General features: G+C 64.6%; 12 protein-coding genes and 1 pseudogene. 8 read left to right on the top strand and 5 right to left on the bottom strand.

Annotation, left to right across the window (positions count from 1 at the left end; genetic code table 11):
• Nucleotides 1–257: 257 nt before the first annotated feature.
• Nucleotides 258–635 (bottom strand): hypothetical protein, encoded by a 378-nt coding sequence (locus EJ067_RS30960; RefSeq protein ID WP_126088902.1) that lies wholly within the window; start codon nucleotides 633–635, stop codon nucleotides 258–260.
• 185 nt (nucleotides 636–820) lie between these two features.
• On the opposite strand from EJ067_RS30960, the gene EJ067_RS30965 reads away from it, so the two are divergent.
• On the top strand, nucleotides 821–1,567 hold the full coding sequence (locus EJ067_RS30965) for a cytochrome c biogenesis CcdA family protein (protein ID WP_126088903.1): 747 nt from the start codon (nucleotides 821–823) through the stop codon (nucleotides 1,565–1,567).
• A gap of 150 nt (nucleotides 1,568–1,717) precedes the next feature.
• The gene (gene glmU, locus EJ067_RS30970; RefSeq protein ID WP_126088904.1) at nucleotides 1,718–3,085 is read left to right on the top strand and encodes a bifunctional UDP-N-acetylglucosamine diphosphorylase/glucosamine-1-phosphate N-acetyltransferase GlmU; all 1,368 of its coding nucleotides are present in this window, start codon (nucleotides 1,718–1,720) and stop codon (nucleotides 3,083–3,085) included.
• Here glmU and EJ067_RS30975 read toward each other — a convergent pair whose 3' ends face one another.
• Nucleotides 3,086–3,460, bottom strand: coding sequence for an ADP-ribosylation/crystallin J1 (locus tag EJ067_RS30975; protein ID WP_126089811.1), 375 nt, complete (start codon nucleotides 3,458–3,460; stop codon nucleotides 3,086–3,088).
• A gap of 212 nt (nucleotides 3,461–3,672) precedes the next feature.
• On the opposite strand from EJ067_RS30975, the gene glmS reads away from it, so the two are divergent.
• Both glmS and EJ067_RS30990 read left to right on the top strand, forming a co-directional pair.
• Nucleotides 3,673–5,496 carry a glutamine--fructose-6-phosphate transaminase (isomerizing) gene (gene glmS, locus EJ067_RS30980; protein WP_126088905.1) on the top strand — a complete coding sequence of 608 codons (1,824 nt, stop codon included), beginning with the start codon at nucleotides 3,673–3,675 and terminating at the stop codon, nucleotides 5,494–5,496.
• A 396-nt stretch (nucleotides 5,497–5,892) separates the two neighbouring features.
• Nucleotides 5,893–6,648: a DUF502 domain-containing protein gene (locus tag EJ067_RS30990; RefSeq protein WP_126088906.1), complete on the top strand. Its 756-nt coding sequence runs from the start codon at nucleotides 5,893–5,895 to the stop codon at nucleotides 6,646–6,648.
• Here EJ067_RS30990 and recG read toward each other — a convergent pair.
• Nucleotides 6,600–8,708, bottom strand: coding sequence for an ATP-dependent DNA helicase RecG (gene recG / locus EJ067_RS30995; protein ID WP_126088907.1), 2,109 nt, complete (start codon nucleotides 8,706–8,708; stop codon nucleotides 6,600–6,602). The two genes, EJ067_RS30990 and recG, sit on opposite strands and share 49 nt — an antisense overlap.
• A gap of 91 nt (nucleotides 8,709–8,799) precedes the next feature.
• Between recG and EJ067_RS31000 the strand changes: the two genes are divergently transcribed.
• From EJ067_RS31000 to EJ067_RS35865, 4 genes and pseudogenes are all read left to right on the top strand, one after another.
• Nucleotides 8,800–9,087 (top strand): succinate dehydrogenase assembly factor 2, encoded by a 288-nt coding sequence (locus tag EJ067_RS31000; RefSeq protein ID WP_126088908.1) that lies wholly within the window; start codon nucleotides 8,800–8,802, stop codon nucleotides 9,085–9,087.
• 7 nt (nucleotides 9,088–9,094) lie between these two features.
• Entirely contained in the window at nucleotides 9,095–12,592 is a 3,498-nt protein-coding gene (gene mfd, locus EJ067_RS31005) for a transcription-repair coupling factor (protein ID WP_126088909.1), read from the top strand.
• A 214-nt stretch (nucleotides 12,593–12,806) separates the two neighbouring features.
• A complete protein-coding gene (locus EJ067_RS31010) occupies nucleotides 12,807–14,180 on the top strand; it encodes a 3-deoxy-7-phosphoheptulonate synthase class II (protein WP_126088910.1) in 1,374 nt (457 codons plus the stop codon).
• A 186-nt stretch (nucleotides 14,181–14,366) separates the two neighbouring features.
• Nucleotides 14,367–15,069: pseudogene (locus tag EJ067_RS35865) on the top strand (hypothetical protein).
• A gap of 3 nt (nucleotides 15,070–15,072) precedes the next feature.
• Here EJ067_RS35865 and EJ067_RS31020 read toward each other — a convergent pair.
• Together EJ067_RS31020 and EJ067_RS31025 are read right to left on the bottom strand one after the other, a co-directional pair.
• On the bottom strand, nucleotides 15,073–15,840 hold the full coding sequence (locus EJ067_RS31020; protein WP_126088911.1) for an RES family NAD+ phosphorylase: 768 nt from the start codon (nucleotides 15,838–15,840) through the stop codon (nucleotides 15,073–15,075).
• Nucleotides 15,800–16,177 (bottom strand): antitoxin Xre/MbcA/ParS toxin-binding domain-containing protein, encoded by a 378-nt coding sequence (locus tag EJ067_RS31025; RefSeq protein ID WP_059185195.1) that lies wholly within the window; start codon nucleotides 16,175–16,177, stop codon nucleotides 15,800–15,802. Before EJ067_RS31025 ends, EJ067_RS31020 begins: the two co-directional genes overlap by 41 nt.
• Nucleotides 16,178–16,179 lie beyond the last annotated feature (2 nt).

Below are 16,179 nucleotides of genomic sequence, written 5' to 3' on the forward strand. Positions count from 1 at the left end.
GGAAGAACTCCGCGGCGCACGACGAAATCCCACTCTTTTCGTCGCTCACATGGCCGTGCTTTTGCGATCGGTCAAGGGGAAGGAGCCAATTTGCCGGCGCGCCGCCAGCGATACACTCTTAGAGTGTATGGCGAGGATCACTTTTTTGGGGACGTGCCGGTTCGTGTCCCGGACCACGAATTGTCCGGCCGGAGACGAAAGCTACAGGGCTGGCCGCCGCCGGATGAAATGGGCAGCCAGCCGATACTCCACAAGACTCAATCGGCCTTGGCCACGTGCCAGACGCCCGCGACGCCTTCGCCGGCCATGTCGCCGGCCTTCTTGTCCTTGACGAAGGTGTAGACCGGCTTGCCGTCATAGGCCCACATATGAGTGCCGTCGGTGCGTTTGACGACAGACCATTCGCCTTCCGCCTTCGCGCTCGCCTTGGCTTTCAGCGGCGGCCAGTTGGCGGCGCATTTGTCGTAGCAATTGGACTTGCCCTTCTCGTCCTTGTCATAGGTGTAGAGCGTCATGCCCGTGGCATCGGTGTAGATCTTCTTGCCGCCGACTTCGGCCTCCTTCCACGCCTCGGCGGCATGGCACGCGACAGTGCCGAGCAAAAGTGCCGCCAATCCTGTTACAATCGACTTCATGACAACCTCCCTGACGTTTGAAAAAAACGAAGTGTGCGGAGCTCACGGCTCGTTCTGGTCAACGCATTCGAGGCGCCGTTTCTTCCAATTCATTGATATAGAGCGGCGACTTGCCACGCATTGGTGATTGGCGAAGACCCTCCGGCATCGCTATATCGGCGCCAGCACAACCGGGGCTTCATGAAATGGCATTGGACATCGGCTATGTGAGCGCGGTCGGGGCGGGGGCAATCTCGTTCCTGTCGCCTTGCGTGCTGCCGCTGGTGCCGCCTTATCTCTGCTACATGGCCGGCGTCTCGGTCGATGACTTCCGCGGCAATCAGGGCGTGGCGGCGCGCGAAGGCGCGCGCGGCGCGCTGCTTTATGCCTCGCTGGCCTTCGTGCTCGGCTTCTCCACCGTCTTCGTCGCGCTCGGCGCCAGCGCCTCGACCATCGGCCACCTGCTGCGCGTCTGGCAGGAACAACTGGCGATGGTGGCGGGCGCGCTGATCATCATCATGGGCCTGAACTTCCTCGGCATCCTGCGCATCCCGCTTCTGTCGCGCGAGGCGCGCTTCCAGTCGCAGGGCAAGCCCGCCAGCATGGTTGCCGCCTATGTCATGGGGCTCGCCTTCGCCTTCGGCTGGACGCCCTGCATCGGCCCGGTACTGGGACCGATCCTGACGCTTGCCGGCGGCCGCGAGACGGTGGGCGAGGGAGCGCTGCTGCTCGCCGCCTACTCGCTCGGCCTCGGCATTCCCTTCCTGGTCGCGGCGCTGTTTTCCGGCGCCTTCATGCGCTTCCTCGGCAAATTCCGCGTCCATCTCGGCCGGGTCGAGAAGGCGATCGGCGCGCTGCTGGTCGTGGCCGGCGTGTTCTTCCTCACGGGCGGCGTGCAGAGCGCCTCCTATTGGCTGCTGGAGAACTTTCCGGTGCTGGGACAATTGGGGTAATGTTCCAGCTATGGGCAAAGGATCGAACTATGGACCCGCTGACTAAGAGTCAGCGCTTCTACCGTCTCACCGGAATTTAACCGCATTGGTGCAGCATCACGCGGCTGCTAGCATGCTTTTGATTCAGCTCTTTCATATGGTTGCCCATCCATGAGCCAGAGATCCTGCCTGTCCGTCATCCTCGCCGCCGGCGAAGGCACGCGCATGAAAAGCGCGATGCCGAAGGTGCTGCATGCCATTGCCGGCCTGCCGATGGTCGCACATGTGGTGAAGGCGGCAGAGGCAGCCGGCGCGACGGGTCTGGCGCTGGTGATCGGTCATGGCGCCGAGGAAATGAGGAAGGCGGCGCAGAAATTCGCGCCGAAGGCGGAGACGTTCGTGCAGGAGAAACGGCTTGGCACCGCGCATGCGGTGCTTGTCGCGCGCGAAGCGATATCAAAGGGTTATGACGATATTCTCGTCATGTTCGGCGACACGCCGCTGATCGACGCCGGTGCATTGGCCGCCGCGCGGCAGAAATTGGCGCATGGTGCCGCCGTCGCGGTCATCGGCTTCCGTCCGCCCAATCCGACCGGCTATGGGCGGCTGATCGAGAAGGACGGCCGGCTCGTCGCCATCCGCGAAGAAAAAGACTGCTCTGAAGAGGAAAAGAAGATCGGCTTCTGCAATGCCGGCATGATGGCGGTGGCCGGCAAGCATGCGCTTCGATTGCTCGACAAGGTCGGCAACAGCAATGCCAAGGGCGAGTTCTACCTCACCGACATCGTCGAGATCGCGGGTGCGGAGGGCCTCGATGTGGTGGCTACGGAGGCGAGCTTCGAGAGCGCGCTCGGCATCAACAACCGGGCAGAGCTCGCCGAGGCGGAGGCCATCTGGCAGGCGCGCCGGCGGCGCGAGGCGATGCTTTCCGGCGTGACGTTGATTGCGCCGGAAACGGTCTATTTCTCGCACGACACCGAGATCGGCGCCGACACGATCGTCGAGCCGAATGTCTGGTTCGGTCCGGGCGTCAGGGTCGCCTCGGCCGCCAGGATCCATGCCTTCAGCCATATCGAGGGCGCGACGATCGCCTCCAACTGCGATGTCGGGCCGTTCGCGCGGCTGCGGCCGGGCGCCGACTTGAAGCAGAAGGCCAAGGTCGGCAATTTCTGCGAAGTCAAGCAGGCGACCATCGAGGAAGGCGCCAAGGTCAACCACCTGACCTATATCGGCGACGCGCGGGTGGGCGCCGCGGCCAATATCGGCGCCGGCACAATCACCTGCAACTATGACGGCTATTCGAAATTCTTCACCGACATCGGCGAGGGCGCCTTTGTCGGCTCAAACTCCTCGCTGGTGGCGCCGGTGACGATCGGCAAGGGCGGCTATATCGCCTCTGGCAGCGTGATTACCGAGAGCGTGCCCGACGATGCGCTGGCCTTCGGCCGCGCCCGCCAAAAGACGCTGCCCGGCAAGGGGAAGGAATTGCGGGAGCGCTTCGCCTCTGCGGCCGCGGCAAGGAAGAAAGCGGCGGAGTAGTCAGCCGGCGCTTTCGGCGGCTTTTCCGAAAGCGGCCGTCACCTTGATCTTGCCGACGATCGCCTCGTTGAAGGCATGCAGATCCTCTGCCGGTATCCAATATTCGAGATGCGCTTTGCTGCCCGCATGCTCGACCCGGTAGCTGTTGAGGAAGCTTTTCAGGACGTCAAACCGGGTCACGAAGCCGGAACCGCTCGCCGGCACATTCCAGTCCCGGGCGATCTGTATTGCGTAGGCTTCGGAGAGGACCGGGTAGAAGATCGGCTGGTCAGGCAAGCGCGGCGGAAACTCCCGCATCCCCGATGCCTCGATCAGCTTCAGCTCTGCAGGCCCTACTGGGCGCCAAAGGGTTACAACTCGTTCGGTTCTGTTCATGGCGCGCATCCTAACTTGAACCTTTGCAGACCAACAACGAACGATTGAAAAACCGAGCAATTGCAGTAACCGGATTGCAAGCGCGGCCTGTCATGGTGCATCGGTGCAAAAAACCGTTCCGGGTGACACGGAACGAAACGCAAAGTGACTTTCGCGCAAGGCCGGCAATCCTTAGATAACGCCGGGTTTCTGCAAGGAATCGGGGGCAGCGCATGTGCGGTATCGTTGGAATCGTCGGCCATTCGCAGGTCGCGCCGCTCATCGTCGACGCGCTGAAGCGGCTCGAATATCGCGGCTATGACTCGGCAGGCGTCGCCACCATCGAGAATGGAACGCTCGGCCGCCGCCGCGCCGAAGGCAAGCTGATCAACCTCGAGCGGCGCCTGAAGGAAGATCCGCTCGACGGCACGATCGGTATCGGCCACACGCGATGGGCCACCCATGGCGTGCCGAACGAGACCAACGCGCATCCGCATTTTTCAGACGGCGTCGCCATCGTCCACAACGGCATCATCGAGAATTTCGCCGAGCTGCGCGACGAGCTTGTCCGCGACGGCTACACCTTCTCCTCGCAGACCGACACCGAGGTCGTCGCCCATCTGGTGGCGCGGGAACTCGCCAAGGGGCTGAAGCCGGTGGAGGCCGCGCACCAGGCGCTCAAGCGGCTCTCGGGCGCTTTCGCGCTGGCAATCATGTTCAAGGGCGACGAGGACCTGATCGTCGGCGCCCGCAACGGCCCGCCATTGGCCGTCGGCCATGGCGACGGCGAAATGTTCCTGGGCTCGGACGCGATTGCGCTGGCTCCCTTCACCAATTCCATCACCTATCTCGAGGACGGCGACTGGGCGGTGGTTCGTCGCGAAAGCGTGACCATCTACGACATCGATGGCAACAAGGTCGACCGCAAGCGGCAGCAGTCGCTGTCGACCAGCTTCATGGTCGACAAGGGCAATCGCCGGCACTTCATGGAAAAGGAAATCCATGAGCAGCCCGAGGTGATCTCGCACACGCTGGCGCATTATGTCGATTTCGTCGCCGGCGTGTCGAAGCCGCTGGAGCTGCCCTTCGACTTCGCCAAGATCGGCCGGCTGGCGCTCTCGGCCTGCGGCACCGCCTATCTCGCCGGGCTGATCAGCAAATACTGGTTCGAGCGCTATGCGCGGCTGCCGGTCGACATCGATGTCGCCTCGGAATTCCGGTATCGCGAGATGCCGTTGTCGGCGAACGACGCGGCCTTCTTCATCTCGCAGTCGGGCGAGACCGCCGACACGCTGGCCTCGCTGCGCTACTGCCGCCAGGCCGGCATGAAGATCGGCGCCGTCGTCAATGTGCGGGAATCGACCATGGCGCGCGAATCCGACGTCGTGCTGCCGACGCTTGCCGGGCCGGAAATCGGCGTCGCCTCGACCAAAGCCTTCACCTGCCAGCTGTCCGTGCTGGCTTCGCTCGCGGTGCGTGCAGGCGTTGCGCGCGGCACGATCTCGCGCGACGAGGAGAAGCGGCTGGTGCGCGAGCTCTCCGAGGCGCCGCGCTTCGCCACACAGGTGCTGAAGCTCGACGAGCATATCGAACGCATCTCGCGCGAGCTCTCCCGCTACAAGGACGTGCTTTATCTCGGCCGCGACACCAATTTCCCTTTGGCCATGGAAGGGGCGCTGAAGCTGAAGGAAATCTCCTACATTCATGCCGAGGGCTATGCCGGCGGCGAGCTGAAGCATGGGCCGATCGCGCTGATCGACGAGAACATGCCGGTGATCGTCATCGCGCCGCATGACCGCATCTTCGAAAAGACGGTGTCGAACATGCAGGAAGTGGCGGCGCGCGGCGGCAAGATCATCCTGATCACCGACGCCAAGGGCGCAGCGCAGGCGGGCATCAAGACGATGGAGACGATCATCCTGCCCGAAGTGCCGGAGATCATTTCGCCCATCATCTACGCGCTGCCGATCCAGATGCTCGCCTATTTCACCGCCGTGTTCATGGGCACCGACGTCGACCAGCCGCGCAATCTGGCGAAATCGGTGACGGTGGAATAGCACCGTCACAGCTTGCTTCGTGCACAGTAGTTCGAAGTACAGCTGCCGATGGTCCCTTCTTTCGTCATCCACGGGCGGAGCAGGAGCGAAGCTCCTGCGCAGACCCGAGGATCCATTCCGTGACGTTTGAGTGGATCAAAGCAGCGCAGAATTAGGCGCTACCACCCGGTACCGCGGAAAAGCTCGAACCACTCGGGATTGGCTTTCTCGATCAGTTCGATTTTCCATCGGCGCGGCCTACGAACTCGAGACCGAGGCGCGAAAGATCGCGGCGGAACTCGAGAAGATCGTGCCAATGGATGCCGCGGCTTAGCCGGCGCCTTTAAAAACTTCGCTGTTCCAAACCGGCTCGCGCTTCACTAATCTCGGCGTTGCAACCTGCGCCGCGGTGAACCCATGTCCGACGCCCTGAAGACCTCTGGCATGACCCGGCTCAGGAACTATTTCCTGACCGGTTTCATCGTCTGCGCGCCGCTGGCGATCACCGCCTATATCGCCTGGTCGCTGATCGGCTGGGTCGATTCCTGGGTGAAGCCCTACATTCCGGCACGCTACAATCCCGATACCTATCTGCCGTTTCCCGTCCCCGGCTTCGGCCTGATCGTGGCGCTGGTGTTGATCACGCTGATCGGCTTCCTGACGGCAAACATCGTCGGCCGCGCCATCGTCAATTTCGGCGAGCGACTGCTCGGGCGCATGCCGCTGGTGCGCGGCATCTATGGCTCGCTGAAGCAGATCTTCGAGACGGTGCTTTCGAACAAGGGCGACATGTTCCGCCAGGTCGGTCTGGTCGAGTATCCGCGAAAAGGGGTCTGGTCGCTGGTCTTCGTCGCCAGCGAAAAGGAAACCGAGATCAACCAGAAACTCGACCAGGAAGGCGATCCGCTCATCGCGGTGTTCATGCCCTGCACGCCGAACCCGACCACCGGCTTCCTGATGTATGTGCATAAATCCGAGATCGTGCTGCTCGACATGAGCATCGAGGACGGCGCCAAGCTGATCGTTTCAGCCGGCATGGTGGCGCCGGAGGTCAAGGCGAAGCTGGTGACGCTGAATGGCGAGCCCATCGAGGGGGCGCTCGCCAATCCGGCGATTGGCGCAGCTCAGCCGGCGCGCAGCAGCCGCACCGCCTCGTCGCGCCCGAACAGGTAGAGCAACAGCCGAAGCGCCTCGCCGCGCCCGGACTGCAGTTCCGGATCGCGCGACAGGATCAGCCGCGCGTCGTCGCGCGCGGCTTCGAGCAGGTCGGCGTGGAATTCGATGCGCGCCACCTGGAAGCCCGGCGTGCCGGACTGGCGGGTGCCGAGCAACTCGCCTTCGCCGCGCAGCTTCAGGTCCTCCTCGGCGATGCGGAAGCCGTCCTCGGTCTCCCGCATTACCGAAAGCCGACGCTTTGCCGTCTCGCCGAGCGGGTCCTTGTAGAGCAGCACGCAGGAGGAGGGCCGATCGCCGCGCCCGACCCGGCCGCGCAACTGATGCAGTTGCGCGAGGCCGAAGCGCTCGGCATGCTCGATGACCATGATCGTCGCGTCCGGAACGTCGACGCCGACCTCGATGACGGTGGTCGCGATCAATATACGCGTCTCGCCCTGCTTGAAGGCGCGCATCGCCTCGTCCTTCTCGGCGCCCTTCATCCTTCCATGCACGAGGCCGATCCGGTCGCCGAACAGCGGTTTCAGCGAAGCGAAGCGATCCTCCGCCGACATCAGCTTGATCTCTTCGGATTCCTCGACCAGGGGGCAGATCCAGTAGATCTTCTGACCCTCGGCGACGGCGTCGTGCATGCGCCCCACCAGTTCGTCCAGCCGCTCCAGCGGCAAGGTCACGGTGCGGATCGGCTGCCGGCCGGCCGGCTTCTCGGTGAGCTTCGAGACGTCCATGTCGCCGAAGGCGGTCAGCACCAGCGTGCGCGGGATCGGGGTTGCCGTCATCACCAGCATGTCGGGCGCATCGCCCTTGGCGGTGATCGCCAGCCGCTGGTGCACGCCGAAGCGGTGCTGCTCGTCGACAACGGCGAGAACCAGATCATGAAACGCCACCGTTTCCTGGAACAGGGCGTGCGTGCCGACGACGATGTCGATCACGCCGCCGGCAAGCCCTTCCAGCGTCTCGGTGCGCTCGCGGCCTTTCTCACGGCCGGTGAGGATGGCGACGCGCAGCCCGGCTTTTTCCGCCAGCGGGGCGATGGTCGCCAGATGCTGCCGCGCCAGGATTTCTGTCGGCGCCATCAGCGCCGCCTGGCCGCCGGCCTCGACGGCGCGGCCCATGGCGAGCAGCGCCACTACCGTCTTGCCGGAGCCGACATCGCCCTGCAGCAGGCGCAGCATGCGCTCGGGATCGGCCAGATCGGCATTGATCTCGCCGAGCGCGAATTCCTGGCTAGGGGTGAGCTTGTAGGGCAGGGCTGCGCGCAGCTTCTCGACGATGCGGCCGTCGCCGACAAGCGGTCGGCCCGACAGGCGGCGAATTCTGGCCCGCACCAGCGCCAGCGACACCTGTCCGGCCAGGAACTCGTCGTAAGCCAGGCGTCGCCATGCCGCCCCTTCGACGGCGACGTCGATCGGGTCCTTCGGGTTGTGGATGCGAATGAGCGCATCGCCGAAGGCGGGAAAAGTGTGGCGGCGCTTGAAGGCGTCGTCCTGCCATTCCGGCAGGTCCGGCAGGCGGCCGAGCCCCTGCCCGATGGCGCGGCGAAGCACCTTGGCCGACAGGCCGGCGGTGAGCGGATAGACTGGCTCGACCAGCGGCAGGCCCTCGGCCTCGTCGATCGGCGCGATATGGTCGGGATGGACCATGGTCGGGCGGCCGTTGAACCACTCCATGCGCCCGGAGATCACGACGCGCTCGCCTTCCGGCAGCATCTTCTGCAGGTAGGCGGCATGGGCGTGGAAGAAGGTCAGCGCGATCTCGCCGGTGTCGTCATGGGCGTAGACGCGGTAGGGCACCGACCTGTTGCCGCGCGGCGGCGGCTGATGGCGGTCAACCCGCACTTCAAGCGTGACAATCTGGCCTTCGGCCGAGAGCGCGATGCCCGGCCGGCTGCGGCGATCGATCACCGTGTTGGGCAGCACGAACAGAAGGTCGGCCGCGCGCGCAGGGCGGTCGCCGAGATCGGCGGGCACGACCCGTTCGATCAGCAGGCCAACCTTCGGGCCGACGCCGGCAAGCGAGGTGATCGGAACGAACAACGGATCGAGGATGGAAGGACGCATCGTGTCAGCTTATGTCGCGACGGCCGCAGCGCAAGGCTGACACCGTCCTCTATCCACGCTATATGCGCCGCTTCAACTGGGATGCGGCGCGATGACCGGAACACAGCGATCAAGCGAGGGGCTCGACGCCCGGCGGCGCAAGCTTTTGTTCCGCTCCTGGCATCGCGGCATGCGCGAGATGGACCTGATCCTCGGCACCTTCGCCGATGCCGAGATCGGCGCCTTGACCGGCGACGAAATCGACCAATATGAAAAGCTCCTCGAAATTCCCGATACCGAATTCCTGCCGATGATCACCGGCGAACGCCCGGTTCCGTCCGATATCGATTGCGCGGTGCTGCAAAAAATCCTGGCGTCGCGCCGGACCATGACATTTTGAAAAAAGCATGAGCCTCATTCCTTCAATCGGCCTGCCCAAGGGCCGCGCCGGCCAGTTCATCGTCGACGGCGTCGCAGACGGCTACGAAGCCTTCGCGCTGGTCGAGACGGCGCACGAGATCGCACCCGACAAGCCGGTGCTGTTCGTCGCGCGTGACGGCCAGCGGCTGCCGGCGATCATCGATGCGCTCGCCTTTGCCGCCCCCGGCTTGCCGGTGCTGGAACTGCCTGCCTGGGATTGCCTGCCCTACGATCGTGTGTCGCCTGGCGCGGACGCCGCCGCGCGGCGGCTCGACTCCCTTTCCGCCATCATTGCGCTGGCGAAGAAGCCGCATCGCGCCGTGATCCTCACCACCGCCAATGCGCTCCTGCAGCGCATTCCGCCGGCCGGGCTGATCGAGGCGCAGACCTTCCATGCCAAGCCCGGCAACCAGATCGACATGAACGTGCTGATCGCACGGCTGGAGACTTCCGGTTTCGAGCGCGTGCCGACGGTGCGCGATGTCGGCGAGTTCGCGGTGCGCGGCGGCATCCTCGATCTGTTCGCGCCCGGCTGGAGCGAGGCGCTGAGGCTCGACTTTTTCGGCGACACGCTGGAATCGATCCGTGTCTTCGACGTGGCCACGCAGCGCACCACCGGGCAGCGCAAGTCGATGGCGCTGCAGGCGATGAGCGAGGTGGCGCTGACGCCGGAGACGATCAGCCGCTTCCGCCGCTCCTATATCGAGGCGTTTGGCGCGCCGTCGCGCGACGACGCGCTCTATGCGGCGGTGAGCGAAGGCCGGCGCTTTGCCGGCATGGAGCACTGGCTGCCGTTCTTCTACGAGCGGCTGGAGACGGTGTTCGACTATCTGCCGGATGCGCCTGTCGTCTTCGACCATCTGGCGCATGAGGCGCTGGCCGAGCGCCATACGCTGATCCTCGATCACTATGAGGCGCGCCGCAAGCAGGCCGACGCCGCGCTGAAGGATGCGGTGCCCTATAAGCCGGTGGCACCGGACCTGCTCTATCTCTCGCCGGAGAACCTCCGCGCCTCGCTCGGGCCGCGCGAGGATATCGATTTCACCGTCTTCGATGCGCCCGATGTCGGCGGCAAACGAGTGTTCCATGCGGGTTCGCGGCAAGGCCGCAGCTTCGCCGAAGAGCGCGCCGATCCCAACATCAATGTCTTCGATGTCGTGGTGAAGCATATTGCCGACGAACGCGCCGCGCGCCGCCGCGTCATCGTCGCCGGCTGGACCGAAGGCTCGCTCGACCGCCTCGGCCAGATCCTCGCCGAACACCATCTCGGCAACCTCAAGCCCGTCGCCACCCTTGCCGAGGTCGAAAAGCTGGAGCCGGGGCAGGCCGGCTTCGCCGTGCTGCCGCTCGAATCCGGCTTCGAAACCGACGACATGGTCGTCGTCGCCGAGCAGGACATTCTCGGCGACAGGTTGATCCGGCGTTCGAAGCGCAAGAAGAAGGCTTCCGATTTCATCGCCGAAGCGTCGTCTCTGTCTTCCGGCGACATCGTCGTCCACGCCGATCACGGCATCGGCCGCTTCGTCGGCCTGCGCACCATCGAAGCGGTCGGCGCGCCGCACGACTGCCTCGAAATCCACTATGCCGGCGACGACCGGCTGTTCCTGCCGGTGGAAAACATCGAGCTTCTGTCGCGCTACGGCTCGGATTCGGCCGAAGCTCCTCTCGACAAGCTCGGCGGCGGCGCCTGGCAGGCGCGCAAGGCGCGCCTGAAGCGCCGCCTGCTCGACATGGCCGGGCAACTGATCCGCATCGCCGCCGAGCGTCAGATGCGCGCCGCGCCAACCATGATTCCCGCCGAGGGGATCTATGGCGAGTTCGCCGCGCGCTTCCCCTACGAGGAAACCGACGATCAGCAGACGGCGATCGACTCGGTCATGGACGACCTCGGCGCCGGCAAGCCGATGGACCGGCTTGTCTGCGGCGATGTCGGCTTCGGCAAGACGGAGGTGGCGCTGCGCGCCGCCTTCATCGCGGCGCTGGAAGGGTTTCAGGTCGCGGTCGTCGTGCCGACGACGCTTTTGTCGCGCCAGCATTTCAAGACCTTCTCGCAGCGCTTTTCCGGCCTGCCGATCCGCATCGCGCAGGCCTCGCGCCTGGTGGGCGCCAAGGAACTGGCCGAGACCAAGAAGGGGATCGCCGACGGCACGGTCGATATCGTCGTCGGCACGCATGCGCTGCTCGGGTCCTCCATCTCGTTCAAGAATCTTGGCCTCCTCATCATCGACGAGGAGCAGCATTTCGGCGTCAAGCACAAGGAAAGGCTGAAGGAGCTCAAGAACGACGTGCATGTGCTGACGCTGTCGGCGACGCCGATCCCGCGCACGCTGCAACTGGCGCTGACCGGCGTGCGCGAACTGTCGCTGATCGCCACGCCGCCGGTCGACCGCATGGCGGTGCGCACCTTCATCTCGCCCTTCGATCCGCTGGTCATCCGCGAGACGCTGCTGCGCGAACGCTATCGCGGCGGCCATTCCTTCTATGTCGTGCCGCGTATCAGCGATCTTGCCGAAATCCATGATTTCCTGAAGGAATCCGTGCCGGAGTTGAAAGTGGCGGTCGCCCATGGCCAGATGCCGGCCGGCGAGCTCGACGACATCATGAACGCCTTCTACGACGGCCAGTACGACGTGCTTCTGTCGACGACCATCGTCGAATCCGGCCTCGACATTCCGACCGCCAACACGCTGATCATCCATCGCGCCGACATGTTCGGCCTGGCGCAACTCTATCAGCTGCGCGGCCGCGTCGGCCGCTCCAAGGTACGGGCCTATGCACTGTTCACGCTGCCGGCCAACCGCAAGCTCACCGACACGGCCGAGCGCCGGCTGAAGGTGCTGCAGTCGCTGGACACGCTCGGCGCCGGCTTCCAACTCGCCAGCCACGACCTCGACATCCGGGGCGCCGGCAATCTTCTCGGCGAGGAACAGTCCGGCCATATCAAGGAGGTCGGCTTCGAGCTCTACCAGCAGATGCTGGAAGAGGCGGTGGCCGAGGTGAAGGATTCGGGCGAAGTGCTGGATGGCGGCTGGTCGCCGCAGATCGCGGTCGGCACGGCGGTGATGATCCCGGAAAGCTACGTGCCCGACCTGCAGCTTAGGATGGCGCTCTATCGCCGCCTCGGCGACCTCGAAAGCACCGAGGAGATCGATGCGTTCGGCGCCGAGCTGATCGACCGTTTCGGGCCATTGCCGGAAGAGGTGACGCACTTGTTGAAGATCGTCTTCATCAAGGCGCTCTGCCGCAGGGCCAATGTCGAGAAGCTCGACGCCGGCCCCAAGGGCGTCGTCATCCATTTCCGCAAGCGCGAGTTCCCCAACCCCGTCGGGCTGGTCAAATTCATCGGCGAGCAGGGCTCGCTGGCCAAGATCCGGGCGGACCACAGCGTCGTCTTCATGCGCGACTGGCCGAATGCGGAGAAGCGCCTGGCCGGATCGGCGGTCGTCATGACGCAGTTGGCGCGGCTGGTCGACAAAGCCGCCTAACGGCTTCACCATGGCATCCTGGGCAACTCAAGCCATTCGCCACTGCCGAAAATCCCGGCTAGAATAGGAAATCGGCTTCGTGTAAGGAGCCGCCACCTCATATTGGGGCTGAATGGCGAGCGAGGGCGTTCGCCGGTTTGTTTGACGCAGTTTCCGGGCAGGAGGCCGTTTGGCATTTCCGGGAACCGGTCTGAAAGGGCGTTTGGGTGCAGCGATGACGAAATGGTCGCCGAATTCGTGGAGAGCAAAGCCGATCAAGCAGGTTCCGGCCTATCCGGACCTTGGCGCGCTGCAGGCCACGGAAGCGCGGCTCGCCACCTACCCGCCGCTGGTCTTTGCCGGCGAGGCGCGCAAGCTGAAGAAGCAACTGGCGGCGGTCGCCGCCGGCGAGGCCTTCCTGCTCCAGGGCGGCGACTGTGCAGAGAGCTTCGCCGAGCATGGCGCCGACAACATCCGCGACTTCTTCCGCGTCTTCCTCCAGATGTCGGTGGTGCTCACCTTCGCCGGCGCGCAGCCGGTGGTGAAAGTCGGCCGTGTCGCCGGTCAGTTCGCCAAGCCGCGTTCGTCCGACAGTGAGACCAAGGCCGGCGTGACGTTGCCGAGCTACCGCGGCGACATCATCAACGGCATCGAATTCGACGCCTCCTCGCGTATCCCGGATCCCGCACGGCAGGAGATGGCGTACCGCCAGTCGGCGGCCACCCTCAATCTTCTGCGCGCCTTCGCGCAGGGCGGCTACGCCAGCCTGGAGAACGTGCATCGCTGGATGCTGGGATTCGTCGCCGACAGCCCGCAGGGCGAGAAGTACGAGTCGCTTGCCAACCGCATCACCGAGACGATGGATTTCATGCGCGCGGTCGGCATCACATCCGCGACCAATTTTGCGCTGCGCGAGACCGATTTCTACACCAGCCACGAGGCGCTTCTGCTCGGCTATGAAGAAGCGCTGACCCGCGTCGACTCGACCTCCGGCGACTGGTACGCGACCTCCGGCCACATGATCTGGATCGGCGACCGCACCCGCCAGCCCGACCATGCGCATGTCGAATATTGCCGTGGCATCGAGAATCCGCTCGGCCTGAAATGCGGGCCGTCGCTGACGCCGGACGGCCTGCTGGAGCTCATCGACCTGCTCAACCCCGAGAACGAGCCTGGCCGGCTGACGCTGATCGCGCGCTTCGGCTCCGACAAGGTCGCCGAACACCTGCCGAAACTGGTGCGGGCGGTGAAGAAGGAAGGCCGCAACGTGGTGTGGTCGTCCGATCCGATGCACGGCAACACCATCGAGGCGGCCGGCTACAAGACGCGGCCGTTCGACCGCATCCTCAAGGAAGTGCAGACCTCCTTCGAGGTGCATCGCGCCGAAGGCACGCATCCGGGCGGCATCCACGTCGAGATGACCGGCAAGAACGTCACCGAATGCACCGGCGGCGCCCGCGCCATCACGGCGGAAGACCTGCAGGATCGCTACCACACCCATTGCGATCCGCGCCTCAATGCCGACCAGGCGATCGAGCTGGCCTTCCTGGTCTCGGACCTGCTCAAGAAAAGCCATACGGTCCAGCACAAGCAGGCCGCCAGCGCCTGAGCCTGCCTCCGATCCCATCGATCACTCAAGCGCCGGAGAAATCCGGCGCTTTTCGTTTTTCGGTCCGTGCGATCACGTGAGCGATTACGAAAATGTGTCCGCCCGCGACCATCGCAGGACCAAGATTGAGGCGGAGGTGTCGCCGCCGCGGCCCGAGAAGACCGCGCACACGGCACAGGTTCCGCCATGCGTCACGAGCATGCCATCATCCACCACCGCGCGATCGACTTCTGGTCGGCGCGCGCGGCTGTGCTTGTCGTCATCTGCCTGCAGCTTCTCGTCATCAACGACCTGTCGTTCGGTCCGCGCTGGCTGGCTCCCGCAATCGAGGCGGCGCTGCTCGCGCCGTTGTCGATCGCAACCGCCTGGACGCAAATGGCGACGCAGAAGGCCGTCGATGACGAACATTGGTATGCGATCGGCCGGTTTCGCCTCCTCATCCGCCGCACCGCCTTGGTCATGACCGGCGTCATCAGCTTCATGAATTGCGGCTCGCTGGTCTTTCTGGTCCAGAAGCTGCTCGAAGGCCATGCCGGCGCCGGCACGACGCTGCTGGTCGATGCTTTAAACATCTGGGTCACCAACGTCATCGTCTTCGCGCTGTGGTTCTGGAGCACCGACCGCGGCGGGCCGCCGACCTGCGGCCTGGTCAAACGCGCGCATGCCGACTTCCTGTTCCCGCAAATGACGCTGCCCGATCGCGAAATCCGCGACTGGCTGCCCGGCTTCGTCGACTATTTCTTCCTGGCCTTCACCAACGCGACGGCGTTCTCGCCGACCGACACCTTGCCGCTCAGCCAGCGCGCCAAGCTCTTGATGATGGCCGAGGCGATGATCTCGCTGCTGACGATTGCACTGGTGGCCGCGGGCGGTCAACATCCTGGCATGAGCCTTAACGCCCACGCTCCCAGCGCATGTTCGCCAGACGCGGATCGGCGAAGGTCGTCCTTGAGAATTCGAGCCGCTTGTCCGGAAATTCGCAGATCGCCTGGACGCCGAACGAACCGATGCGGATGCGCCAGGTGTGAGGTTCCAGCGGCCTTGCCTTGGCAAAACCCCTGCAGGTCAGAAGCGCGATGTTGGCGCCCTTCGGGTCGCGCGCCGAGCGGTAGCGGATCGCCTGCATCCCGGCCTCGCGCGCGACGTCGGCAATGGCCTGGCAGGCGGCATAGTCGGTCGGATGCGTCCACGCCTTCTCGTCGCGGTCGAGCGGCGGCCGGGTGAGGTCGACGGCCTTCTCGCATCTGATCGACGTGGCAAAGGCGGTGTATTCGGCCGCGTCGTTCGGCCATTGCGTCTGCGGCGAATCGGCGAAGAACAGCAAGCGGTAGAAGGCCATCTCCGCCACCGCCGTCAGCACCGTCTCGGCGGCGTAGTAGACGCCTTTGGTCTTGCCCGCGCGGCGGAAGCGCGAGCCGTACGGATAGATCGAGCCGTAGCGGAAGGGCGTCGCCAGAAGATAGTGCAGATGGCGGCATTCGAGCGGGATCTGGGGCTTGGTCTCCTCGATCAGGTCCTCCAGCAAGCCCTGCTCGTCGAGTGTGTCGACGAGCTTCAGCGTCGAGACGCGGTGCTGCGCCTCGACCAACCGCCAATACTTGCCTTCGAGCCCGACGCCCTCAGACGAGAGCGCGTCGGGAGTCCAGGTAGGCGATGACATCGACAAGTCCGGCAATGGTCAGGATCTTTTCGAGCGGCGTGCCGTCGAGCGCCGTGTTCGGGTTCTTCAGCCATGCCCGGGCGACGGTCTCGTCGCCGCCGACGATGGCGTCGAGCGAGCGGAACAGACGGACGAACAGCACCGCAAGCTCGAACGGCTTGGTGCCGCGCTCGAGCAGGAATTCCTGCTTGCGCATGCGCGAGACCGTCGCTTCCGAGACGCCGATGACCAGCGCCAGCGTTCTCGCGGTGATGTCAAGCAGGTCGGCCGCGCGCAGCGTGGCCTTGGTGATGACGGCATTTTCCGCCGCCGTCGCGGCAGCGACAGGACGTTGCATAA

The sequence above is a fragment of the Mesorhizobium sp. M1D.F.Ca.ET.043.01.1.1 genome (genome assembly GCF_003952385.1).
Lineage (GTDB): Bacteria > Pseudomonadota > Alphaproteobacteria > Rhizobiales > Rhizobiaceae > Mesorhizobium.

What these genes read in the sequence shown, in the direction of transcription:
- EJ067_RS30960 (WP_126088902.1), bottom strand. Translation starts at nt 635, where the DNA reads ATGAAGTCGATTGTAACAGGATTGGCGGCACTTTTGCTCGGCACTGTC.
- EJ067_RS30965 (WP_126088903.1), top strand. Translation starts at nt 821, where the DNA reads ATGGCATTGGACATCGGCTATGTGAGCGCGGTCGGGGCGGGGGCAATC.
- glmU (WP_126088904.1), top strand. Translation starts at nt 1,718, where the DNA reads ATGAGCCAGAGATCCTGCCTGTCCGTCATCCTCGCCGCCGGCGAAGGC.
- EJ067_RS30975 (WP_126089811.1), bottom strand. Translation starts at nt 3,460, where the DNA reads ATGAACAGAACCGAACGAGTTGTAACCCTTTGGCGCCCAGTAGGGCCT.
- glmS (WP_126088905.1), top strand. Translation starts at nt 3,673, where the DNA reads ATGTGCGGTATCGTTGGAATCGTCGGCCATTCGCAGGTCGCGCCGCTC.
- EJ067_RS30990 (WP_126088906.1), top strand. Translation starts at nt 5,893, where the DNA reads ATGTCCGACGCCCTGAAGACCTCTGGCATGACCCGGCTCAGGAACTAT.
- recG (WP_126088907.1), bottom strand. Translation starts at nt 8,708, where the DNA reads ATGCGTCCTTCCATCCTCGATCCGTTGTTCGTTCCGATCACCTCGCTT.
- EJ067_RS31000 (WP_126088908.1), top strand. Translation starts at nt 8,800, where the DNA reads ATGACCGGAACACAGCGATCAAGCGAGGGGCTCGACGCCCGGCGGCGC.
- mfd (WP_126088909.1), top strand. Translation starts at nt 9,095, where the DNA reads ATGAGCCTCATTCCTTCAATCGGCCTGCCCAAGGGCCGCGCCGGCCAG.
- EJ067_RS31010 (WP_126088910.1), top strand. Translation starts at nt 12,807, where the DNA reads ATGACGAAATGGTCGCCGAATTCGTGGAGAGCAAAGCCGATCAAGCAG.
- EJ067_RS31020 (WP_126088911.1), bottom strand. Translation starts at nt 15,840, where the DNA reads ATGTCATCGCCTACCTGGACTCCCGACGCGCTCTCGTCTGAGGGCGTC.
- EJ067_RS31025 (WP_059185195.1), bottom strand. Translation starts at nt 16,177, where the DNA reads ATGCAACGTCCTGTCGCTGCCGCGACGGCGGCGGAAAATGCCGTCATC.